Here is a 22,087-nt window from a genome sequence, read left to right as displayed (position 1 = left end):
GCAATCGATCGCGCCAACGTGGCGGTGCGTGCCATTTCTGGGACACCCCTTCCTGGTGTGAATGGGCTGGTGGAAACCCCGGTACCGGTAGGTACTCTCCCGCGGTGCCCAAGCGATCAAAGGCGATCGACGTCCTGTTCGTGAACTGGCGGGACGCCAGCCACCCCGAAGGCGGGGGGTCCGAACGCTACGTGCACCGGATGGCCGAGGGATTCTCAGCCGCCGGGCTGCGCGTCACCCTGCTGTGCGCCGCGCACGACCGCGCGCCGGCCGAGGAGGTGCTCAACGGCGTCCGGGTGGTGCGCCGCGGCGGCCGGATGAGCGTGTACCCGAGCGCCCTGGCCTTCGTCCGCCGGCACCGGCCGGGCCTGGTCGTCGACGTCCAGAACGGGTTCCCCTTCCTCAGCCCGCTCGCCGGGCGCGCCCCGGTGGTCAACCTGGTCCACCACGTGCACCGGGAGCAGTGGCCGATCGTCTTCGGCCGGGTCGGCGGCGCCGTCGGCTGGTGGGTGGAGTCCCGCCTGGCACCGCGGCTGCACCGCCGCTCGCGTTACGTCACGGTCTCCGGGGCCACGGCCGAGGAGCTGACCGGCCTCGGGGTGGACGCCGACCGGATCACCATCGTGCCCAACGGCATCGAGCCCGCGCCCGCGGTGACCGCCCAGCGGTCGCCGGCCCCCCGCCTGGTCGTGCTGGGCCGGCTGGTTCCGCACAAGCGGGTGGAGCACGCGCTGGAGGTCGTCTCGCGACTGCGGCACCGGTGGCCGGACATCCGGCTGTCGGTGGTCGGCGAGGGCTGGTGGGCCGACGAGCTGCGGGCCACCGCCGAGCAGCTCGGGGTCACCGACCTGGTCGAGTTCCAGGGCTTCCTCGACGAGGCGGCCAAGCACGAGGAGCTGGCCAGGGCGTGGGTGCACCTCTGCCCCTCGGTGAAGGAGGGGTGGGGGCTGGTCGTGAGCGAAGCCGGGCACCACCACGTGCCCACGGTGGGCTACCGGTCGGCGGGGGGTCTGCGCGAGTCGGTGCTCGACGGCCGCACCGGCCTCCTGGTGGAGGACCTGGACGAGTTCACCGCCGCGGTCGAGCGGCTGGTCGACGACGAGGCGACGCGCCACGAGATGGGGCGCGCCGCCGCTCGTCACGCGGCGTCGTACGGCTGGCCGGCGAGCGTCTCCGCCTTCGCCGGCGTGCTGGCCGCGGCCGCGGAGGGGTCAGCCGCGGGAGCCGTAGTCGAGGACGTTCGTCGTCGCCTCGCTGCTCTCCGAGATGGAGTTGTCCGGGTCGACGGCGGACGAGACACCGAGGACGGCGGCCGCGGCGAGGCCGCTGCCCCCTCCGACGGTGAGCAGGAGGGCGATCAGAGTCTTCATCGAGGAACTCGTTTCCGTAAGGGAAGGCGACGGCCCGTCACGGTAGAGGTCGCCGCGGTGATCCACAACACCGCCACGACGCAAACGCCCAGCGCCAGCGCGTGAGTTCCCCCTACAGCGGTAGACCGGAGGAGCGAGGGAGCGGGCGAGGGCGCTGCTCCGGGAACCCAGTGGAGGCGGAGATCCGGACCGTCCACCACGACGGGCAGACGGGTGACCGCAGCCGGGACCGGGCGGCCCGGCGTGCCCCGCTCGACCAGCACCCAGCCGACGCCGAGCCGGGCCAGTTCGGCCGGATCGCCGGCCGCCGCCGCGACGGTGCGGGCGCGCTCGTCCTCCCCGGCGACGGGGCGGCCACCCACCACCAGCTCGTCGTCGGTCACGGTCGGACGGGGCAGCCACCGCGACGCGGGGTCGAGCTGCGGCCGGTCCTCGTTCCAGTCGAAGGCCCGGTAGGCGCCGAAGGGCAGGACGAGGACGTCGCCCTCCTGCCCGGACAGCGCATCCCGCACCCGTTGCCAGTCGGCCGGGTAGTCCACCGCCTGCAGACGCCCGCCCACACCCCAGACCAGATCGGGCAGGGCGACCACCGGGATCAGGGCCAGCACGATCGCGAGCGCCGCGCGGGCGATCCGCCCGCCGCCGCGGGATCCGATCACCTCCGCGAGGCGGCCGGCGCCCAGCCCGGTTCCGATGGCCAGCGGCAGGAGCTCCCAGGCCACCCACTTCTGCCCGTCCCGGAGCAGGCCGGCGCCGGGCACGGTCCGCACGGCCGCCTCGAGCAGGTCCGATGCGCCGGGAACCGTGCCCGCGCAGGCCAGCAGCACGCCGGCGCCACCGAGGAGCAGCAGTCCGCGGGCCGGACCGCTCCGCGCGGCGCGGGCCGCCCAGCCCACCGCCGCGACGCCGATCAGGAGCGCCGTGAGCACCGGGACGAGGACCGACGCCCGGCTCCCGGGCACCGTGGCGGCGTTCCAGATGCCGCCGCCGCCGAGCACGGTGAGCAGCGTGCCGCCCCATCCTTCGGCGCGGGCGGCGAAGGCCGCGACGCCGGCGGGATCGGAGAGGCCGGCCGCCGGGTGCACGGCTCCGGCGACGATCCAGGGCGAGGAGAGCAGCAGCACTCCTCCGAGGGCGATCGCCATCCGGGCCCGACCCACCGTCGCCAGCACCAGGCCGGCGGCGAGCACCGAGCCGGTCGGGCTCAGCGCGGCCGGAGCCACGGCGAGCAGCAGCCGGGGCAGCGCTCCGGGCACGCCGGCGCGCAGCCGCAGCGACTGGCGGAGCACCCACGGCAGTGCGGCGTAGGCGACCAGCAGCGTCCAGTGGCCGATGAGCAGGCGCTCGGCCACGTAGGGGCTCCAGCCGTAGACAAGGCCGGCGACGAGCCCAGCCGCGCCGCGGCGGCCGTCGGGCCCCGGGGGCACCGCCCGCGCCGCGCCCAGCACCGCGAAGAACACGACGGCGACCAGCACCAGCTTCTGCAGCAGGTCGCCAGGGACGACGGCGGTCAGGACCGCCATGACCGCGTCGACCGGCACGGCCCGCGGCAGAGAACCGCCCAGTCCCAGCGCGTCGGCATCCAGATCCTGCCGCGGGACGAAGACCATGTCCCGGAGGAGCACGAAGCCGGGGGCCAGCGCGGGTCCCGTGACCAGCAGGGCGACGGCCAGCGCCAGGACGCGCGCCGGCCACGGCGCCGCGTCGGCGCGGGTCCATCGCTCGTCCACCTGCTGGGGTTCTCCTGTTCCGACGACCACGCTTCCGACAACCACGCGCCGGGTTCCCGGTCGACGTGCGCAGAGTAAGGGGGTGAGCGCAGTGCGAACGAACACCGCCCGGGGACGGCGCTCCCCGGACGCCGCTCCCTCCTCGGGGCTGCTCGGGGCGACGGCCGTCGTCTCCATCGCCTTCCTGGGCGCGAACGCGCTCGCCTACGTCTTCACCGTCGTCGCGGCGCGGCAGCTGGCCCCCGCGGCCTACGGCGAGCTGGCCGCGCTGCTCAGCGTGCTGCTCGTCGGCTCGGTGCCCGCCTCGGGCCTGCAGACCGCGACCGCGCTGCGCCTGGGTGGGCGTCGCGGGAACACCGGCGCGCTCGCCCGGCTGCACGCCACCAGCCTCCAGCTCGGCGTCACCGTGTGCGTCCTGGGGTTCCTGCTGGTGCCGGCCCTCGCCGACCTCCTCCACCTGCCGACCGCCACCGGGGCGCTGTGGCTGGCCGCGCTCCTGCTGCCGCAGACGATGGTGCAGGGATACCAGGGACTCCTGCAGGGTGCCGGGCAGTACCGGCGGCTCGCCATGCTCACGCTCGTCTTCGGGTCGGGCAAGCTCGTCGGCGGCGTCGCCGGGCTGCTGATCGGGGGCAGCCCGGCAGCGGCCCTGGCCGGGATGTGCACCGCCGCCGTCGTGGCCTCGGCGTGCGGCTGGCTGGCCACCGGCCGGCCGGGTCTGGCCGGGGGCACCCGGGCGACGCTGGGAGCCGCCCTGCGCGCCGCCGGCGCCCTGCTGGGGTTTGCCGTCCTGCTCAACCTCGACCTGATCCTCGCCCGGCACCACCTGCCGGCCGATGCGAGCGGCGAGTACGCGGTCGCGGCGATCATCACGAAGATCGCCTTCTGGCTGCCGCAGGGCGTCGGGGTCGTGCTGTTGCCGAAGCTGGCCGACGCCGACGGCCGGTCACGCGCCCTCCCTCTGGCGCTGGCTGCCGTGGGCGGTCTCGGGGCGGTGCTCACGCTCGGCACCGCTCTGGTGGGCGCGGCCGCGCTGCCCCTCATCGGCGGTGCCGCCTACGGCGGCACGCTCGGCTCGGCCACCTGGGTGTTCGCCGCACTGGGAACGCTGCTGGCCCTCGCGCAGCTCATGCTGTTCTCGGGGATCGCCACCGCCGACCGGCTGGCGACCGTGGCGGTCTGGAGCGCGGCCGCCGTGGAGGCCGTCGTCGTCCAGTTCCTGGCCGCCACGGGCCGGCTCTCCCTGCTCTCCCTCGCCGGCACCGCGCTGCTCGTCGCGGGCGCGCTCGTCGCGACCGGGCTGCTGCGGTCCCGTCGCGGCCGCGACGTCCCGGTGCTGGCCGCCGACGGGATGGTCCCCGCACCCGGCGCGTGATCCACCCGGCGCGTGATCTACCCGGTGCGTGATCAACAACGTGTGCCGGAGAGGACTACTCCGCGCGCGATCAGGGCAGGAGCACCGTCGTCGTCCGCCCGGGAACGCCTCCGGCGACCGGGCGGCAGCTCCGGCCCCGAGACGAGAGGAGCGCCTGTTCATGGCGTCCGTCATCCACTACACGATCGCGACCGAAGCCGAGAAGAGCCCGGACTTCCGCCGCGTGCTCTGGACCGGTTCGAAGACCCAGCTGGTCATCATGACCATCCCGCCGGGCGGTGAGATCGGCGAGGAGGTCCACGAGGACATCGACCAGATCCTCACGTTCGTCAGCGGCACCGGCAAGGCGATCGTCTCCGGCTCGGAGAAGGCCGTCGCCCAGGGCGACCTCGTCGTCGTCCCCGCGGGCAAGAAGCACAACTTCGTCAACACCGGCGCGAACCCGCTGATCCTGTACACGGTCTACGGCCCGCCGGAGCACGCCGACGGCGCGGTGCACAAGACGAAGGAAGAGGCCGACCGCCTCGAGGAAGAGGGCAAGGACGAGCCTCCGACGGAGTGATCGCACACGATCTCCGGCTGTGGCCGGGCACGCGAGTGCCCGGCCACAGCCGTCTCCGGGGCCGGGCGCGCCTGCCCCGGAGCCCCGTACGAGACTCGACACCATGAGCGCACCCGCGGCCCCTCTCTCGACCGACTCGGCTGAGGCCGGACGCGCCGTCGTCGACGAGCTCCGGCGGGCCGGGATCACCGACGTCGACGACTCCGGCCTGGCCCGCGCGCTGTACTCCTCGGACGCGTCGCTGTACCGGGTGCTGCCCCGCGCCGTCGTCCGTCCGCGCTCCACCGACGAGGTCGTCGCGGCCCTCGAGGTGAGCCGCCGCCTGGGTGTGCCGTTCACCGCCCGTGGCGCGGGCACCTCCATCGCCGGCAACGCCGTCGGCACCGGGCTCGTCCTGGACACCAGCCGGTACCTGAACCGGGTGCACGCGATCGACGCCGAAGCGCGGACCGCCACGATCGATCCGGGTGTCGTGCAGTCCGCCCTGCAGACCGAGGCCCGCCCGCACGGGCTGCGCTTCGGGCCCGACCCGAGCACGCACAACCGCTGCACCGTCGGCGGGATGATCGGCAACAACGCCTGCGGCTCCCGCGCGCTGGGCTACGGCCGGACCTCGGACAACGTCGTCGGGCTCGACGTCGTCACCGGCACCGGCGAGCGCCTCACCCTCGCCTCGGGCAGCCCAGCCGGGGACTCCGCCGTCCTCACCGCGCTGCGCCAGGTGGTGGACGGCGGCCTCGCTCCCCTGCGCACCGAGTTCGGCCGCTTCGGCCGCCAGGTGTCGGGCTACTCGCTCGAGCACCTGCTGCCCGAGCGCGGCTTCGACGTCACCCGGGCGCTCGTGGGCAGCGAGGGCACCCTCGCCGTCGTCCTCGGCGCCACCGTCCGGCTGGTCACCGACGCCCCCGTGCGGGGGCTGGTGGTCCTCGGCTACCCGTCGATGGCCGACGCCGCCGACGCGACCCCGGGGCTGCTCCCCCACGAGCCGACGGCGGTCGAGGGGCTCGACGAGCGGATCGTGCAGCGGCTGCGGGACGTGCCGGCCGCCGTCGTCCCCGACCTGCCCCGGGGGGCGGGCTGGCTGATCGTCGAGCTGACCGGTGACACCGTCGCCGAGGTCGAGGGCAAGGCCCGCGGCGTGCTCGCCGACTCCGCCGCCGTCGACTCGATGGTGGTCACCGACCCGGCGCACGCGGCGGCGATCTGGCGGATCCGCGAGGACGGCGCGGGGCTGGCCAACCGCACCTCCGAGGGGCGGCCGGCGCACGCGGGCTGGGAGGACGCCGCCGTTCCGGTCGAGCGGCTGGGCGAGTACCTGCGCGGCTTCGACGAGCTGCTGGACTCCCACGGCCTGCAGTGCGTCCCGTACGGCCACTTCGGCGACGGCTGCGTGCACGGCCGCATCGACTTCCCGTTCGGATCCGGGGACGACTCCGGCCGCGGCCGGTACCGCGCGTTCGTGGAGGACGCCGCCCGCCTGGTCGCCGGGTACGGCGGCTCGCTGTCCGGCGAGCACGGCGACGGCCGGGCCCGCAGCGAGCTCCTCCCGCTGATGTACTCCCCCGCCGCGATCTCGCTGTTCGAGCAGGTCAAGGCGGTGTTCGACCCCGACGACGTGCTCAACCCGGGGGTGCTGGTCCGTCCGCTGCCCCTCGACGAGGACATCCGGATGGCCGCCGCGCCGCGGAAGCGGGAGAACCTCGCACTGGCCTACCGGCACGACGGCGGGGACTTCTCCGCGGCCGTGCACCGCTGCACCGGCGTCGGCAAGTGCCGCGCGGACCTGCAGTCCTCCGGCGGCGTGATGTGCCCGTCCTTCCCGGCCACCCGGAACGAGAAGGACTCCACCCGCGGCCGGGCCCGGGTGCTGCAGGAGATGATCGCGCCGGGCGGCCCGGTGACCGACTGGCGCTCGCCCGAGGTGCACGACGCGCTGGACCTCTGCCTGTCGTGCAAGGGCTGCTCCAGCGACTGCCCCACCGGCGTCGACATGGCCTCCTACAAGGCCGAGGTGCTGCACCAGTCCTACCGCCGCCGGCTGCGCCCGATGTCGCACTACACGCTCGGCCGGCTGCCGTTCTGGGCCGACCTGGCCGCGAAGGCCCCCCGCCTGGTGAACGCGGTGCTGAGCTCGCGTCTCGGTGGGCGGATGGCCAAGTGGGGCTCGGGCATGGACCAGCGCCGGGAGGTGCCGCCCTTCGCCCGCCGCACCTTCCGCGACGAGTGGGCCGCTCAGGGCCGGCACGGCCATGTCGGCCCCGAGGGCGGCACTCCGGTGGCGCTGTGGGTGGACTCCTTCACCGACCACTTCGCCCCCGAGGTCGCGCACGCCGTCGCCCGGGTGCTCGAGTCGGCCGGCTACCGGGTGCAGGTGCCCGGCGCCGACACCTGCTGCGGGCTCACCTGGATCACCACCGGTCAGCTCGACACCGCCCGCAAGACCCTCGCGCACACCATCGACACGCTCCTGCCGCTGGCCGACGCCGGCATCCCGATCGTCGGCGTCGAGCCCTCCTGCACCGCCGCGCTGCGCAGCGAGTCCCTGGAGCTGGTGGGCGGGGAGGCCGCGGAGCGGGTCGCCGGCGCCACGAGGACCCTGGCCGAGCTGCTGGCGGAGACCCCGGACTGGCAGCCGCCGTCGCTGGACGGCGTCGAGATCGTCGCCCAGCCGCACTGCCACCACACCTCGGTGCTCGGCTGGTCGGCCGACGCCGCGCTGCTGAAGAAGGCGGGCGCCACGGTGACCCGGCTCGGCGGCTGCTGCGGGCTGGCGGGCAACTGGGGCGTGGAGAAGGGCCACCACGACGTCTCGGTGACCATCGCGGAGCAGCAGTTGCTCCCGGCGGTGAAGGACCTGCCGGCCGACGCCGTGGTTCTTGCCGACGGGTTCTCCTGCCGCACCCAGCTCGACCAGCTCGCCGACCGCCGCGGTCAGCACCTGGCCGAGCTGCTGGCCGACCGGCTGGGCTGACCGACGGGACCGACGCGATCTGCGGAGGTGTCGCCCGCGTTTGCGGAGGTGTCGCCCGCTCTGCGGAGGTGTCGCCCGCGTCTGCGACGATGCCCGTCGTGGACCTCGAGGAGACCCTGCTGCCCGGTGTCGGCGTCCGTTACGAGATGCGGTGCGCCTCCGGGCAGATGCTGGGCATCGTGGTGCAGCGGGAGGGCGGCGCGGAGATCGCCGTCTACGACCGGCGTGACCCCGACCGGGCCCAGGGCATGTTCCGGCTCAGCCCGGACGAGGCCGACGCCGTCGCCGAGGTCCTGGGCGCCCCGCGGCTGACCCAGCGCTTCGCCGACCTCTCCAAGGAGGTCCCGGGCCTGCAGTCGGCGCGGCTCGGGATCACCCCGGGCTCGCCGTTCGACGGCCGACCGCTCGGGGACACCCGGGCCCGCACCCTCACCGGCTGTTCCATCGTCGCCCTGGTCCGCGGCGCCGACGTCGTCCCCTCCCCGGGGCCGGAGGACGTCCTGCGCGGCGGCGACGTGCTGGTGGTGATCGGATCCGGCGCCGGGCTGGCGCAGCTCGAGCACCGCCTCACCGGCCGCGAGTAGCCCGCGTGGACCACGTCGCCGCGCTGCTGGTCGAGCTCGGCCTGCTGTTCGCCGGGCTCTCGCTGCTCGGCATCCTCGCCCGACGGCTGGGCCTCTCCCCCGTCCCGTTCGTGCTCCTGGCGGCGCTGGCCGTCGGCAACGGTGGCCTGGCGCCCCTCGACACCGCCGAGCCGTTCCTCACCGCCGCGGCCGAGATCGGCGTGGTGCTCCTGCTGCTGACCCTGGGCCTGGAGTTCTCGGCCACCGAGCTGTTCAGCTCCTTCCGGCGGCACGCGCCCTCCGGCGTCGTCGACCTGGTGCTCAACGCGCCACCGGGCTTCGTCGCCGGGTTGATGCTCGGGCTCCCCTGGGAAGGTGCGCTGGCGCTGGCCGGCGTCACCTGGATCTCGTCGTCGGGGATCGTGGCGCGGCTGCTCGGCGACCTGGGCCGACTGGCCAACCGCGAGACGCCGGCCGTGCTCGCCGTCCTGGTGCTCGAGGACCTGGCGATGGCGCTGTTCCTGCCGCTGCTGGTGGTCGCCCTGGCGGGGTCGGGCCCGACCGCGGCGATCGCCGGCGTCGGCCTCGCCGTCGGCGCCGTGGTCCTGGTGCTCTTCGCGGCGCAGCGGCACGGTCACCGGCTCGGCCGGCTGCTCAGCCACGACGACGACGAGCAGGTGCTGCTGCGCCTCGTCGGGCTCACCCTGCTCGTCGCCGGCGGTGCGCAGGCGATGGGGGCCTCTGCGGCGGTCGGCGCCTTCCTGGTCGGGCTGGCGCTGCCGGCGTCGTTCGCCGAACGGGCCCGGGCCATCCTGGCGCCGCTGCGGGATCTCTTCGCCGCTCTCTTCTTCGTGGCCTTCGGCTTCGCCACCGATCCGGGCGCGATCCTGCCGGTCCTCCCCGCCGCGCTGGCCCTGGCGGTGGTCTCCACCGCCACGAAGATGGGCACCGGCTGGTTCGCCGCCCGGCGGGACGGGGTCGCCGTTCCCGGCCGGCTGCGCGCCGGCACCGCGCTCGTGGCCCGCGGCGAGTTCTCCATCGTCATCGCCGGGCTGGCGGTGACGGCCGGAATCGCCGAGGTGGGGCCGATCGCGACCGGCTACGTGCTGATCCTCGCGGTGGCCGGGCCGGTGATCACCCGGTTCGCCGAACCCGCAGCACTGCGGCGACCCGCCTTCGCGCCCACCTGAACCTCAGGTCGAGGGTCAGGCTGCTGCCTCGTCCCGTCGCGCCCGGGCCACCTCGAGGACGTACGGAGCCAGAGCGCGGCTGATCCGGGCGTAGCCGGCGGACGACGGGTGGAACCGGTCCGCGGAGAACAGCGCCGGGTCCGCCACGAACGCCGCTGCCAGGTCCGCCACGACCGGCGCCACGGTGGCGCCGCCGGCCCCGGCCACCCGCGTCTGGCTCTGCTGCAGCACCGCGCAGGCTCCCCGCACCAGCGGCCGGAGGCCCGGCGGGACGAACGGCACCATCGACATGTCCGGGGCCGGGACGACGACGACGTCGCTGCCCGTGGCTCTCAGTGCAGTGACTGCAGCTCCGAGCGCGGCGGTGGCCTGCGGCGCGGGCACGAAGCGGGCCAGGTCGTTCGCGCCGATCACGACCAGCGCCAGGTCGGGCTCCAGCGGCACGGCGCGGCGTACCTGCGCCGCCAGGTCCGCGGACACCGCTCCGGGGACGGCGAGGACGTGCAGGTCGACGTCGAACCCGTCGGCGGTGAGCTCGGTGGCGAGCCGGCGTCCGATCGTGTCCTCGGACCGCGACGCCCCGGTGCCGTACGCGATCGAGTCACCGAGGACCAGCAGGCGGAAAGGAGAAGGGGCCACGACCGGACGAACGCCGGTCGTGGCCCCTCTATGCCGCTGCAGCTCAGTGCAGCGGCAGCTGCGCGGCGCCCTGCTCCTCGGCCAGGCGCTGCGCACCCGACGTCGTCTTGAGCGCCTTCTCCTTGATGAACAGCACCGTGACCAGCGCCAGTGCGGCCAGCGGGACGGCGATGAGGAACAGCTCCGCCGTCGCGTCGGCGTAGGCGTTCTGGATCAGCTCGCGCACCTCGGCCGGCAACGCCGACATGTCCGGGGCCGCGGCCTCGCCGCCGCCCTCCACTGGGCCGAGGACGGCCAGGTCGTCGGCCACCCGGGTGGCCAGCAGCGCGCCGAGCACGCTGACGCCGATCGTGCCGCCCAGGCTGCGGAAGAACGAGACCACCGAGGTGGCCGCGCCCAGCTCGTGGGCCGGGACGTCGTTCTGCGCGGCCAGGACCAGGTTCTGCATGAGCGCACCGACACCGGCGCCGAGGACGGCCATGTAGACGCCCAGGATCCACGGCGAGGTCTGCGCGTCGATGGTCGAGAACAGGCCGAAACCGATGACCATCAGCACGCCGCCGGCGACCAGCCAGCCCTTCCACCTGCCGGTCTTGGTGATCAGCGCCCCGGCGACGGTGGAGGACACCAGCAGACCGCCGACGAGCGGGAGGGTCAGCAGACCGGACTCGGTCGGCGAGTAGCCGAGCGAGACCTGCAGGTACTGGGCCAGGAACACTGTGCCGCCGAACATCGCCACGCCGACCAGCGCGCTGGCGACGACCGACAACGTGACCGTGCGGCTGCGGAAGATGTCCAGCGGGATGACCGGCTCGGACACCTTCGACTCGACGAACACGGCCAGGGCCAGCAGGACGACGGTGCCGCCGACCATGAGCGCGGTCTCGAGAGAGACCCAGTCGTACTTGTCACCGGCGAAGGTGATCCAGATGAGCAGCAGGCTCACGCCACCGGTGATCAGCAGGGCGCCCCACCAGTCGATGGAGGCCGTGCGGCGCGGAACGGCAGGCAGCTTCAGGGTGCGCTGGACCAGGACCATCGCCAGGAGGGTGAACGGGACACCCAGCAGGAAGCAGTACCGCCAGCCCAGCCACTCGGTGTCGACGATGAGGCCACCGATCAGCGGGCCACCGACGGTGGCGGTCGCGAAGATCGCGCCGAACACACCGGCGTACCGGCCGAGCTCGCGCGGCGGGATCATCGCCGCCATCACGATCTGGACCAGGGCGGTGAGGCCACCGGCGCCCATCCCCTGGAGCACCCGGGCGATGATCAGCGTGGTGGTGTCCTGCGAGAACCCGGCGAGCAGCGAGCCGGCCACGAACAGCCCGAAGGAGATCTGCAGCAGCAGCTTCTGGCTGAACAGGTCTGCCAGCTTGCCCCACAGCGGAACCGTGACCGTCAGCGCCAGCAGCTCGGCGGTGACCACCCAGGTGTAGATCGACTGGCTGCCGCCGATCTCGGGGATGATCACCGGCAGGGCGTTGGACACGATGGTCGCGGCCAGGATGGCCACGAACATGCCCATGAACAGACCGGAGAGTGCCTGGAGCACCTCCTTCTGCGTCATCGGCGCGGCCACCGCGGGGTCCCCGCCGGGCGGGGTCGCCGCGGAAGCGGGTTCGACGGACGTGGACACGGTTCTCCTCGGTGCTTCGGTTCCCGGACGGCGATCGGCCGCCGGGGGGTCAGGGTGTGTGCGGGATCAGTCGGTGCGCGGAGCGGGCAGGCCCGCGGCGAGGACGTCGACAACCTCGTCGAACAGCGCAGCCAGGGGCCGCTCCTCGCCCGTGGCGTGCCAGCGGGTCAGGCTGACCCGCAGAGCGCAGCCGAGCACCGCGGCCAGCAGCGCCGGATAGACATCGCGGTCGGCGTCCAGGCCCGTGCGCTCGGCCAGCGCCTCGGTCATCTCGCGCTCTCCGGCGGAGCCGAGCTCGACCAGCCGCGGCAGGACCTCGGGCGCGGCGGCGAGCACGGTGAGCCGCAGGCGCCAGCCCTCCGAGTCGGCGTCCAGGGCGGCGAGGTGGTCCCCCAGCGCCCGCCGCGCCGCCTCCAGCGGCGGCAACGCGGGGTCCTGCTCCTGCAGACGCGGAGCGAAGAGCAGACCGGCGCCGTCGGGCCGCAGCAGCGCCTCCTCCTTGCCGGAGAAGTAGTTGAAGAACGTCCGGTAGGAGACGCCGGCACGCGCCGCGATCTGCTCCACCGTCACCGCGCCGAGGCCGTGCTCGAGCGCGAGCTCCAGGGTCGCCGCGGAGAGGGCGGCCCTGGTGTCCTGCTTCTTGCGCTCTCGCAGGCCGGGTTCGGTCACCGACCCACTACAGCAGATTCCTTGCACACTGTGCAACGTTGCACGGTGTGCAACGCGTCACCGGGTCAGCGGCCGCGCCACACGGGCTCCCGACGCTCTGCGAACGCCGTCGACCCCTCGCGGGCGTCCTCGGAGGCGAACACCGGGCGCACGATCTCGTCCTGCCGGTCCCACATCTCCTCCGGCGTCCACGACGGCATGGACAGCACGACCTGCTTGGTCGCCGCGACGGCCAGCGGTCCGTTCGCCGCGATCCGCTCCGCCAGCGCGACGGCGGCGTCGACGGCTCCGCCGTCGTCGACCAGCTGGTTCACCAGGCCGACGGCCGCGGCACGCTCGGCGTCCATGGGGTCGCCGGTGAGCAGCAGCTCCAGCGCCACCGCCCGCGGCATCCGCTGCGGCAGGAGCAGCGCCGCTCCCCCGGCCGCGATCAGCGAGCGCTTGACCTCGGGAACGCCGAAGCGGGCCCCGCGCCCGGCCACGACGAGGTCGCAGGCGAGCACCAGCTCGAAGCCGCCGGCCAGCGCCCCGCCCTCGACCGCGGCGATCAGCGGCTTCCGCGGCGGGGTCTTCGTGATGCCGCACAGCCCGCGCCCCTCGATGGCCGGCGTCTCGCCGCGGAGGAACGCCTTGAGGTCCATCCCTGCGGAGAAGAAGCCCCCGGCCCCGGTGAGCACGCCGGCGCGGAGGTCGTCGGAGCCGTCCAGCTCGTCGACAGCGGCGGCGACGTCCCGCGCGACGGCGGCGTCGAGGGCGTTCTTGGCCTGCGGGCGGTTGATCGTGATCACCTGCACCGCACCGCGGCGCTCGACGAGGACGGGCTGCTCGGACACGGGACCTCCGGAAATTGGTCAGGGCCAGGCAGCCTATTCGGCTGCCCGGCCCTGTGACGTGCTGGGAACGCTGGTTACGCCTTGGGGCCACCGGCGGCGTAGACGACCTGGCCGGAGATGAAGCCGGCACCCTCGCTCACGAAGAACGAGACCAGGTGCGCGATGTCCTCGGGCTGGCCGACTCGGGCCACCGGGATCATCGAGGCGGCGCCCTTGATGAAGTCGTCGAACGGCACGCCCATGCGGTCGGCCGTCGCCTTGGTCATCTCGGTCTGGATGAAGCCCGGGGCGATCGCGTTGGCGGTGACGCCGAACTTGCCCAGCTCGATGGCGAGGGTCTTGGTGAAGCCCTGCAGACCGGCCTTGGCGGTGGAGTAGTTGGCCTGACCGCGGTTGCCCAGCGCGGAGGTGCTGGAGAGGTTCACGATCCGGCCGAACTTCTGGTCGATCATGTGCTTCTGGGCGGCACGGGTCATGAGGAAGGCACCACGCAGGTGCACGTTCATGACGATGTCCCAGTCGGAGTCCGACATCTTGAACAGCATGTTGTCGCGGAGCACGCCGGCGTTGTTGACCAGCACGGTCGGCGCGCCCAGCTCGCTGGCGATGCGCTCGACGGCGGCCTCGACCGCCGCGGAGTCGCTGACGTCGGCGCCCACGGCCAGCGCCTTGCCACCCGCGGACTCGATGGCCTCGACGGTCGCCTTCGCGGCGCCCTCGTCCAGGTCGAGGACGGCGACGGCGAAGCCGTCCTGGGCCAGCCGGATGGCGGTCGCCGCGCCGATGCCCCGGGCCGCGCCGGTCACGATGGCCACGCGGGACGGTGCCCCCGTGGTGCCTGCCTCGCTCATGTGAGTTCCCTTCAGGTCGAATGCCGGCGGTCACCGGAGATCCGGTGCGCGGCGAGCTGCGCCCGACACGTTACGGCCGCCGGTTGCGGCGCCGGTCACAAGGTCCGGAGCTGCCCCCTACCGGACGACGTCGACCCGGTCGAATCCCTCCTCGACCGACGGCGGCACGAAGCGCGCCCGGGTGGCGGATCCAGCCACACCGCCCGCACCGGCACGCCGGCCTGCCTCGCCAGGGCCACCAGGGGCGCCCGTTCCGCCGGCGAGGGGTTCGTGTTGTCCACGACGACGCTGTGCCCGGCTGCCAGCAGCTCGGCCACCACCCGCTGCTGCCGCGCCTCGCGCTTCCGGGCCCGCGGCCAGTGGTCCTTGCTCACGACGACGTGGGTCCGGGCGAGGTGGGCGGCCACCCAGGTGCTCTTGCCCGCGCCTTGGAGCCCGACCATGACGACGGCTTCCTGGCTCAGCGGCGCTCCGCGTCCACGGTCTCGGGCTGGACCTCGGGGGCCTCGACCACGGGCAGCTCGCTCTCGGGCACATCGACCTCCGCGGCCGCCGAGCGCCTGCTCGGGTGGTGCTGCAGCCGGCGCATCGAGGCCAGCGTCGCGTGCCGCATGGCCATCCGGCGGCGGGCGCGCATCGTCCGCGGCGCCCGGGGTTCCTCGCGCAGCAGCGCGTCGAGCCAGTGGCCCCGCGGATCGACGTCTACGAGCAGCGCCTTGACCAGCAGCGTGAGCGGGATGGCCAGCAGCGCGCCCAGCGCACCGAGCACCCAGCTCCAGAAGAGCAGCGCGATGAAGGTGACGGTCATCGAGAGGCCGACGGAGTCACCCACGAAGCGCGGCTGGACGAGCGTCTGGACGACGAAGTTCAGCAGCGAGTAGACGATCAGGATCGCGACGAACTCGCCCCACCCGCCGGCGAGCAGCCCGAGCACCGCGGGCGGCGCCACGCCCAGGACGAAGCCGATGTTGGGCACGTAGTTGGTGATGAATGCGAGCAGGCCCCACAGCGGGGCGGCGGGCACGTCCAGCCACACGAGCGCGATGGTGTCGCCGACCGCCACGATCGCGCCGAACACCGTGCTGACCAGCAGGTAGCTGCGCGTCCCGCGGGTGAAGAGGGTGAGCGCCACCGGCAGGTGCGGCCGCTCGGCGGCGACGAGGGCCATGCGCCGGCTGAAGCCGCCGGACTCGATCGCCATGAACACCAGCGCCGAGAGCAGCAGGACCAGCGTCGAGGCCGCGCTGGTCAGCCGGGCCAGCAGGTCGGTGGCCAGGCCGACCAGCGAGCTGTAGTCGATCTGCCGGACGAGGTCCGAGACCTGACCGGAGACGATGCCCCGGTTGTTCAGGTCGGCGACGACGTCGTTGATCAGTACTTCCGCCTGGTCGGCGTAGTCGGGCAGCAGGGCGGCGAACTGCGCGACGGAGACGACGAGCAGCGCGACGAAGCCGAGCAGCACCGCCCACACCAGCAGGAGCAGCACCGAGGTGGCCACCCAGCGGGGCGCCCCGATCCGCCGCAGCCAGCTCTGCACCGGCGCCAGTGCGATGACGACAACGAGCGCCATGAACACCGGCGCGACGAGCCAGGCCACGGCCTGCAGGCCGGCGATCGCGATCGCGGCGGCGGCGACGCCACCGACGAGGAGCAGCCAGCGGGGCAGTCCGGCCGGCGCCGGCTGTACCACCGGCGGGTCGGCGGGGGTGGCCCCGTCGGGCAGGACGTCGTCCTGCCCGGGCTCTCCTGCCATGCCGCCCTCCCCTCGGTGCGCCGATCTTCCCCCAGATCGCCTCCGGGCGACGGCTGGACCCTAGGCGGGCGCGTCGAGCAGCGCAGCCATGGCGGGGAGGTCGAAGAAGGTGGCCATCTCCCGCGCGCTCGGACCGCCCGCATCGGGGTCCGCCCCGGCCGCGACGAGCGCCGTCACCGTCTCGGCGGACTGCTTGAAGACCGCCGCCGCCAGCGCCGTCTGGCCCCGGTCGTTGGCCCGTCCGGAATCGGCTCCGTGCGCCAGCAGCGCGGCCACCGTCTGCGGATGGCCGTGGTAGGCCGCGAGGATGAGGAGGGTGTCACCCTTGTCGTTGGTCAGGTTCGCGGGCACCCCGGCGTCGAGGTACGCCGTCAGCTCCTCGGTGTATCCGCCGCGTGCCAGGTCGAAGACCCGTCCGGCGAGTTCGATGACGTCGGGATCGATCGGCTGGCCGCTCACGCCTCCAGCCTAGAGACCGCCGGCCGGGCGGGCCTCAGCTCCGGGCCACCCGGTCGGTGAGGGCGAGCACGTGCTCCCAGGCGTCGCGGCAGGCGTCGGACCAGTCGCCGTAGGAGCGGTCGAAGAACGAGTGCGGCGCGCCGTCGTAGACGACGGCGTCGACGTCGGCGCCGGCGGCCCGCATCCGCTCGGCGAGGCCCTGCTGCTCCTCGACGGGGGTGGCGGTGTCGGCACCGGCGATCAGCATCACCGTGGGCAGGTGCGCCCGGTCGGCGGAGTCGCCCACGAGCGACGGGCGGCCGTAGAACCCGGCGCAGCCGGCGAGGTCGAGGTCGCCGCCGGCCAGCCGCCAGGCGTGGCTGCCGCCGAAGCAGAAGCCGACGGTCACGACCGGGAGGTCCTCCCCCGCCTCGGCACGCAGGGAGGCGATCGCCGCGGTGACGTCGGCGTCGACGCCCTCCGGGGTGGTGCGCGGGATGTGGGACTGCCAGTCGAAGTCCTCGCCGCGGGTGCCCGACTCCGCGACCCCGGCGGTCCGGCCGAAGTAGTCGATCGCGACGGCGGCGACACCGGCCTCGGCGAACCGCTCGGCCAGCGCGACGTAGTAGGGGTGCAGGCCGCGGATGTCGGGGAGGATCACCACGCCGGTCCGCGCCGGCTCGGCGGGCAGGGCGGTGCTGACCGTGAACTCGGTGCCGTCGGCGGCGGTGAGCGTCGAGGACGCGGTGGACCCGATCGCTCCGCTGCGCGGCGGAGCGGGCGGGCGGCTGTCGTGGCTGTGGCACACGGGGCGGCGTCCTCGGCTCAGGTGTCGGCGGCGTCGCTGGCGGCTTCGGATTTCCCGCCGAAGACCCGGGCGGCGACCTCGCGGCGAGCCTCGGCGAGCCAGGTGTGCTGGTCGTCGGCCTGGTCGATGAGCCGCTCGAAGAGCCCGGCGTCGATCCGGGGGTCGACCTCGCCGAGCGCGCGCAGCGTCTCGAAGCCGGCCCGCTTCGCCAGGACGGCGGTGGCGATGAACTCGAACTCCACCAGGTCGCTCGACGGCGAGCGGGAGAGCAGCCGGCCGTTGAGCTTGCCGCGGCTGAGCTTCTCGCCGACCCAGGAGGCGATCAGCTTGTACTGCTGCACCGGGAAGCCCAGGGACTCCATGGTGGTGCGCAGCGCCGTCCGCTCCTCGCGGAGCTCGTCCAGCAGGCTCTCCATCGGGCCCTCGTACGGCGTGCCGCGGTACCGGCCGAGCATCCGGGTGACCAGCTCGATGCCACCGGTTGCCGCGGCCAGGTGGTCGTTGCAGTAGATGGCCAGCAGCTCGGGGTTGCGGATGGCGCCGGCGGCGGACGGGTCGGGCACGGGGCCTCCAGGAGGAACGACGATTTCCCTCATTGTCGCCGCCGGGTGATCACCCCGCTCGGTGTGGAATCAGCCGCGCAGGAGGACCGCCACCCCGACGCAGGCCGCGGCCCACAGCGCGCTGGCCAGCGTGCCGACGATGAACCGCTCGGCGGCGGCCGGCGCGCGCAGCTCGGAGAAGCGGCCCAGGCCCTTGACCGCGAGGACGACGGCGAGCCCTTCGGGCCAGCCCGCCAGCAGGGTGCCGGCGACGGCGCCGCGCTCGAGGACCCCGATCCAGGCGCCGCCGCGGAGGATGTCGGGGTCCTGGGGACCGCCGGAGACCCCCGCGGCCGCGGGGTCGGCGGCGTGCAGCACCGCCGTCGCCACCGGACCGCCTCCGGTGACCGCGGCCAGCACGGCGAGGAGCGCAGCCGCGTGCACCTCGCCGCCACGGGCCCCGTCCCCCAGCCAGGCCAGCCCGGCGGCCGTGACGAGGGCGACCACCAGCGCCACCGCCCCACCGGTGACGACGGGTCGGCGCTCACCGCGGACGATCAGCGCCAGCCCGGCCAGCGCGACGAGGCCCAGCAGGACCAGGACGGCGGGGGTCATCCGGCTGCCCGCGCGAGCAGCCGGGCGGCGGTGGGACGCAGTTCGCGCTCGAGCTCCCAGGAGGCGGCGGCCAGGCGCTGGCCCACGGCCTGCCGGGAGATGCCGAGCTCCGCCGCCGCCTGGGCCTGCGTGCGGCCGCCCTCGACCAGGTCGATCGCCTCCCACGCCTGGTCGCTGCGCCGGCCGACGAGGACGGCGAGCGCGCTCAGCACGGCCTGGGCGTCCGCCGCCTCCGCGGCGGCCACGCCGCGGACCGCGAGCCGCATCGGGCGCTGCTTGGCGGCGTCGACGGCGCGCCGGGCGCTCAGGAAGGCCGGCCCGGTGGCGGCGCGAGTGCTGGGCGGCAGGGGGCCCTGCACCGGCCCCGCGCCGATCCCGATGCTCCAGCCGCCGAGCCGGACGAGGCGCGCGGCGACGTCGACCACCGCCTCGGGCGAGCCGAGCACGCCCTGGAACTCGTCGCCCGCCGTGCGCTCGAAGGGCAGCACGGGGCGGACCCCCGCGGTCAGTTCGGCCAGGGCCTCACCGACCCGGTCGGGTCCTCGACGACTACCTCGCTGGTCCACGGTCAGCACGTACGGCACCCGACAAGCCTGACACCTTTCTTCGCCGGATGCAAGGCTCAGAGCTTGTCGGCTACCGAAGCGGGAAAACCACCGGTGGCGATGGGCCCCCACCCGGTGACGCTGATCCGCAGCAGGGACTTGCCCTGCTTCACCATGGCCGCGCGGTACTCGTCCCAGTCGGGGTGCTCGCCGCTGATCGAACGGAAGTACTCCACCAGCGGCTCCACGGAGTCCGGCAGGTCGAGCACCTCGGCCTCACCGTCCACCTGGACCCACGGGCCGTCCCACTCGTCGGAGAGCACGCACAGCGACACGGCCGGGTCGCGGCGGGCGTTGGCCACCTTCGCCCGTTGGGGATACGTGGAGACCACGACGCGGCCCTCGGCGTCCAGCCCGCAGGTGACCGGGGAGAGCTGCGGCGCGCCCGAGGAGCGGCGGGTCACCAGGACCGCCCGGTGCCGGGGGCGGAGGAACTCGAGCAGCTCGCTGCGGTCGACGCGGTCGGCGGTGGCGATCTTCGGCATGCCGGGAACGCTACGACGCGGGTGTGATGATCGTTTCCTGACCGGTCCGCCGGGGCGATCCGTGATGGGATCTCGGGCATGAAGTTGCGCCTGCCCGGCCGGAAGCCCGCTGTCCCACGCGGCGACTCCGCGCCCCTCCCCGAGCCGGCGTCCCGCCAGGACGACGCGGCGCCCGCGGTCTCGACCGCGCCGGCCCCCTCCGACGGCCGCGGGCCCAAGATGCAGCGCGCCCTGCGAGCCCTGGCCACCACCTCGGGTCAGCTGCTGCTGATCCTCGCGGCGGTCACGGTGCTCGGCTACGTGCTCGGCAAGCTGTGGGTGATCCTGCTGCCGATCGTGCTCGGGTTGCTCATCGCCACGGTCCTGTGGCCGCCCACGCGCTTCCTCCGGTCCCACGGCACGCCGCCCGCACTGGCCGCCGCCGCCGTCCTGCTGAGCTTCCTGGCCATCTTCGGCGGCATCATCGCCGCGATCGCCCCGCAGGTGGCCGACCAGGTCACCGAGCTCGCCGACCAGGCGACCGCCGGCCTGGAGGATGTCCAGGAGTGGGTGCAGGGCCCGCCGCTGAACCTCGGCGAGGACCAGGTGGGCAACGCCGTCGACTCGGTCATCGACTCGATCCAGGGCAACGCGCAGAACATCGCGGGCTACGCCGTGACCGGGGTGTCCGCCGTCGGCAACGGCCTGATCAACCTCGTGCTCGCCCTGCTCCTCTGCTTCTTCTTCCTCAAGGACGGGCCGCGCTGGGTGCCGTGGCTCTCCGCGCAGACCGGCCCGAAGGCCGCTCGCCACGTGGCGGCACTGTCGTACAAGACGTGGGCGACGCTCTCGGAGTTCATCCGCCAGCAGGCCCTCGTCGGCTTCGTCGACGCCCTGTTCATCGGTGTCGGGCTGTGGATCCTCGACGTGCCGCTGGTGCTGCCGCTGGCGATCCTGACGTTCTTCGGCGCGTTCATCCCGATCATCGGTGCGTTCGTCGCCGGCGCCTTCGCCGTCCTCATCGCCCTGGTCGACCAGGGCTTCACGACGGCGCTGATCGTGCTCGGCATCGTGCTCCTCGTGCAGCAGCTCGAGGGCAACGTGCTGCAGCCGATCATCCAGGGCCGCGGCTTCAACCTGCACGCCGCCGTCGTCATCCTGGCGGTCACCGCGGGCAGCAGCCTGGCCGGCATCATCGGCGCCTTCCTGGGCGTGCCGGTCGCCGCGCTGATCGCCGTCGTCTACCGCTACGTGCGCGACGAGCTCGACGGGAGGTCGCCGGAGGTGGCCGACGACGGCACCCGGGCACGGGTCGACGGCGACGACTCAGGGGTCGGCGTCACCCACGAGCAGGTGGCGCCAGCGGCGGAGTCCCCGAAGAGCTGACCCCTCGGGGGACCACGGGAATGCCGGGGCGACCCCTGAGCGCTGCACCCCTCGTACCGCCGTCTTCCCCACCCCAGGAGGTTCCACCGTGGCCCAGTTCCCGGAGGAGCTCGTCGAGCTGCTCCCCGCGGCAGACCGGTTCATCGACCGCGAGGCTGCGGTCACCGACCCGGCCGAGCGACGCGGGCTGGTCCTGGTGCACGACCTGGCCGGCGACTTCGACGCCGCCTCCGCGGGCAGCCGCGCCGGCGCCCACCTGCTGAGCGCGCTCTCCTCGGAGGTCGTCGCCCGCTTCGACGTGGACAGCCTCGTCGACTACCGGGCCCGCCGTCCGCGGATGACCTTCAACAGCGACCGGTACGAGAAGTTCGCCGCCCCGGAGCTCGCGCTCCACGCGGTCGAGGACGACGCCGGCGAGACGTTCCTGCTGCTGCACGGCGCTGAGCCCGACTACGCGTGGGAGCGGTTCGTGGCCGCCGTCGGGTCGCTGGTCGACCGGCTCGGCATCACCAGCGTCGTCGCGCTGCAGGCGATCCCGATGCCGGTGCCGCACACCCGGCCGGTCACCGTGACCGCGCACGCCACGCGCCGTCAGCTGATCGAGCCGTACCCGGTGTACTGGGGCGAGATGCAGATCCCCGGAAGCGTCTCCGCGCTGCTGGAGCTGCGGATGGGCGAGGTCGGCGTCGACGCGCTCGGCGTGGCCGCGCACGTGCCGCACTACCTGGCGCAGGCGTCCTACCCCGCGGCGTCGCTCACCCTGATCGAGCACCTCGAGCAGTTGACCGGCCTGCGGCTGCCCACCGACGCCCTGCGCGAGGCCGCCGAGGCCAACCGCACCGAGATCGACGAGCAGATCGGCCGGTCGGCGGAGAACACCGCGGTCGTGGCGGCGCTGGAGCAGCAGTACGACTCCTTCACCGCCGCCCGCGAGGGCACCGACCTGCTCGGCTCCGCCGGCGAGGTGCCCAGCGCGGACGAGATCGGCGCGGAGTTCGAGCGGTTCCTGGCCGACCAGGACCGCAAGCGCGACTGAGCACGACGCGCTCCTCCGGAGCGCACCGCGGCCGGCTGCCGTCCCCCC

At 74.1% G+C, this 22,087-nt stretch carries 22 protein-coding genes; 8 read left to right on the top strand and 14 right to left on the bottom strand.

The features are described from left to right. Positions 1–104: 104 nt before the first annotated feature. The gene (locus tag LBW97_RS09365; RefSeq protein WP_224499153.1) at positions 105–1,475 is read left to right on the top strand and encodes a glycosyltransferase family 4 protein; all 1,371 of its coding nucleotides are present in this window, start codon (positions 105–107) and stop codon (positions 1,473–1,475) included. On the opposite strand, the gene LBW97_RS09360 is transcribed toward LBW97_RS09365, so the two are convergent. After that, on the bottom strand, positions 1,367–3,100 hold the full coding sequence (locus tag LBW97_RS09360) for a hypothetical protein (protein ID WP_224499152.1): 1,734 nt from the start codon (positions 3,098–3,100) through the stop codon (positions 1,367–1,369). The two genes, LBW97_RS09365 and LBW97_RS09360, sit on opposite strands and share 109 nt — an antisense overlap. 82 nt (positions 3,101–3,182) lie before the next feature. On the opposite strand from LBW97_RS09360, the gene LBW97_RS09355 reads away from it, so the two are divergent. The 5 genes from LBW97_RS09355 (at position 3,183) to LBW97_RS09335 (ending at position 9,761) form a co-directional block, all read left to right on the top strand. After that, positions 3,183–4,475, top strand: a complete 1,293-nt coding sequence (locus LBW97_RS09355) for a lipopolysaccharide biosynthesis protein (RefSeq protein ID WP_224499151.1) — start codon at positions 3,183–3,185, stop codon at positions 4,473–4,475. A 160-nt stretch (positions 4,476–4,635) separates the two neighbouring features. Then, positions 4,636–5,037 (top strand): cupin domain-containing protein, encoded by a 402-nt coding sequence (locus LBW97_RS09350; protein ID WP_224499150.1) that lies wholly within the window; start codon positions 4,636–4,638, stop codon positions 5,035–5,037. A gap of 103 nt (positions 5,038–5,140) precedes the next feature. Beyond that, positions 5,141–8,008, top strand: coding sequence for an FAD-binding and (Fe-S)-binding domain-containing protein (locus tag LBW97_RS09345; RefSeq protein WP_224499149.1), 2,868 nt, complete (start codon positions 5,141–5,143; stop codon positions 8,006–8,008). A 98-nt stretch (positions 8,009–8,106) separates the two neighbouring features. Then, entirely contained in the window at positions 8,107–8,592 is a 486-nt protein-coding gene (locus LBW97_RS09340) for a cation:proton antiporter regulatory subunit (RefSeq protein ID WP_224499148.1), read from the top strand. A 5-nt stretch (positions 8,593–8,597) separates the two neighbouring features. Next, a complete protein-coding gene (locus LBW97_RS09335) occupies positions 8,598–9,761 on the top strand; it encodes a cation:proton antiporter (protein ID WP_224499147.1) in 1,164 nt (387 codons plus the stop codon). Positions 9,762–9,776: 15 nt separating this feature from the next. On the opposite strand, the gene LBW97_RS09330 is transcribed toward LBW97_RS09335, so the two are convergent. From LBW97_RS09330 to LBW97_RS09270, 13 genes are all read right to left on the bottom strand, one after another. Continuing rightward, positions 9,777–10,400 carry an SGNH/GDSL hydrolase family protein gene (locus LBW97_RS09330; RefSeq protein WP_224499146.1) on the bottom strand — a complete coding sequence of 208 codons (624 nt, stop codon included), beginning with the start codon at positions 10,398–10,400 and terminating at the stop codon, positions 9,777–9,779. A 43-nt stretch (positions 10,401–10,443) separates the two neighbouring features. Further along, positions 10,444–12,039, bottom strand: a complete 1,596-nt coding sequence (locus LBW97_RS09325) for an MDR family MFS transporter (protein ID WP_224499145.1) — start codon at positions 12,037–12,039, stop codon at positions 10,444–10,446. Between the two features lie 66 nt (positions 12,040–12,105). Beyond that, complete coding sequence (locus tag LBW97_RS09320) at positions 12,106–12,708, bottom strand: TetR/AcrR family transcriptional regulator (protein ID WP_224499144.1); 603 nt, start codon at positions 12,706–12,708, stop codon at positions 12,106–12,108. 65 nt (positions 12,709–12,773) lie between these two features. Further along, a complete protein-coding gene (locus LBW97_RS09315; RefSeq protein WP_224499143.1) occupies positions 12,774–13,541 on the bottom strand; it encodes a crotonase/enoyl-CoA hydratase family protein in 768 nt (255 codons plus the stop codon). A gap of 74 nt (positions 13,542–13,615) precedes the next feature. Further along, a complete protein-coding gene (gene fabG / locus LBW97_RS09310; RefSeq protein ID WP_224499142.1) occupies positions 13,616–14,392 on the bottom strand; it encodes a 3-oxoacyl-ACP reductase FabG in 777 nt (258 codons plus the stop codon). Between the two features lie 95 nt (positions 14,393–14,487). After that, positions 14,488–14,835, bottom strand: a complete 348-nt coding sequence (locus tag LBW97_RS09305; RefSeq protein ID WP_224499141.1) for an ATP-binding protein — start codon at positions 14,833–14,835, stop codon at positions 14,488–14,490. A 17-nt stretch (positions 14,836–14,852) separates the two neighbouring features. After that, complete coding sequence (locus LBW97_RS09300) at positions 14,853–16,145, bottom strand: AI-2E family transporter (RefSeq protein ID WP_224499140.1); 1,293 nt, start codon at positions 16,143–16,145, stop codon at positions 14,853–14,855. Between the two features lie 60 nt (positions 16,146–16,205). Further along, positions 16,206–16,604 carry an ankyrin repeat domain-containing protein gene (locus tag LBW97_RS09295; RefSeq protein ID WP_224499139.1) on the bottom strand — a complete coding sequence of 133 codons (399 nt, stop codon included), beginning with the start codon at positions 16,602–16,604 and terminating at the stop codon, positions 16,206–16,208. 34 nt (positions 16,605–16,638) lie between these two features. Next, on the bottom strand, positions 16,639–17,391 hold the full coding sequence (locus LBW97_RS09290) for a dienelactone hydrolase family protein (protein ID WP_224499138.1): 753 nt from the start codon (positions 17,389–17,391) through the stop codon (positions 16,639–16,641). Positions 17,392–17,408: 17 nt separating this feature from the next. Then, the gene (locus LBW97_RS09285; RefSeq protein ID WP_224499137.1) at positions 17,409–17,954 is read right to left on the bottom strand and encodes a hypothetical protein; all 546 of its coding nucleotides are present in this window, start codon (positions 17,952–17,954) and stop codon (positions 17,409–17,411) included. 69 nt (positions 17,955–18,023) lie between these two features. Further along, positions 18,024–18,548 carry a hypothetical protein gene (locus LBW97_RS09280; protein WP_224499136.1) on the bottom strand — a complete coding sequence of 175 codons (525 nt, stop codon included), beginning with the start codon at positions 18,546–18,548 and terminating at the stop codon, positions 18,024–18,026. Further along, the gene (locus LBW97_RS09275; RefSeq protein ID WP_224499135.1) at positions 18,545–19,132 is read right to left on the bottom strand and encodes a SatD family protein; all 588 of its coding nucleotides are present in this window, start codon (positions 19,130–19,132) and stop codon (positions 18,545–18,547) included. The genes LBW97_RS09280 and LBW97_RS09275 overlap by 4 nt, the downstream gene beginning before the upstream one ends. Positions 19,133–19,170: 38 nt before the next feature. Then, a complete protein-coding gene (locus tag LBW97_RS09270; RefSeq protein ID WP_224499134.1) occupies positions 19,171–19,638 on the bottom strand; it encodes a PPOX class F420-dependent oxidoreductase in 468 nt (155 codons plus the stop codon). Positions 19,639–19,716: 78 nt separating this feature from the next. Here LBW97_RS09270 and LBW97_RS09265 point away from each other — a divergent pair, with 78 nt between their 5' ends. Then, positions 19,717–21,003 carry an AI-2E family transporter gene (locus tag LBW97_RS09265; protein ID WP_224499133.1) on the top strand — a complete coding sequence of 429 codons (1,287 nt, stop codon included), beginning with the start codon at positions 19,717–19,719 and terminating at the stop codon, positions 21,001–21,003. Positions 21,004–21,091: 88 nt separating this feature from the next. Continuing rightward, complete coding sequence (locus LBW97_RS09260; protein ID WP_224499132.1) at positions 21,092–22,039, top strand: proteasome assembly chaperone family protein; 948 nt, start codon at positions 21,092–21,094, stop codon at positions 22,037–22,039. Positions 22,040–22,087: the final 48 nt, after the last annotated feature.

Origin of the sequence: Blastococcus sp. LR1 (assembly GCF_020166105.1) — a bacterium.
Lineage (GTDB): Bacteria > Actinomycetota > Actinomycetes > Mycobacteriales > Geodermatophilaceae > Blastococcus.
The sequence above is the reverse complement of the archived record's forward strand: the minus strand, read 5'-3'. Positions and strand labels throughout refer to the sequence as shown.

What these genes read in the sequence shown, in the direction of transcription:
- LBW97_RS09270 (WP_224499134.1), bottom strand. Translation starts at nt 19,638, where the DNA reads ATGCCGAAGATCGCCACCGCCGACCGCGTCGACCGCAGCGAGCTGCTC.
- LBW97_RS09280 (WP_224499136.1), bottom strand. Translation starts at nt 18,548, where the DNA reads ATGACCCCCGCCGTCCTGGTCCTGCTGGGCCTCGTCGCGCTGGCCGGG.
- LBW97_RS09345 (WP_224499149.1), top strand. Translation starts at nt 5,141, where the DNA reads ATGAGCGCACCCGCGGCCCCTCTCTCGACCGACTCGGCTGAGGCCGGA.
- LBW97_RS09350 (WP_224499150.1), top strand. Translation starts at nt 4,636, where the DNA reads ATGGCGTCCGTCATCCACTACACGATCGCGACCGAAGCCGAGAAGAGC.
- LBW97_RS09265 (WP_224499133.1), top strand. Translation starts at nt 19,717, where the DNA reads ATGAAGTTGCGCCTGCCCGGCCGGAAGCCCGCTGTCCCACGCGGCGAC.
- fabG (WP_224499142.1), bottom strand. Translation starts at nt 14,392, where the DNA reads ATGAGCGAGGCAGGCACCACGGGGGCACCGTCCCGCGTGGCCATCGTG.
- LBW97_RS09305 (WP_224499141.1), bottom strand. Translation starts at nt 14,835, where the DNA reads ATGGTCGGGCTCCAAGGCGCGGGCAAGAGCACCTGGGTGGCCGCCCAC.
- LBW97_RS09300 (WP_224499140.1), bottom strand. Translation starts at nt 16,145, where the DNA reads ATGGCAGGAGAGCCCGGGCAGGACGACGTCCTGCCCGACGGGGCCACC.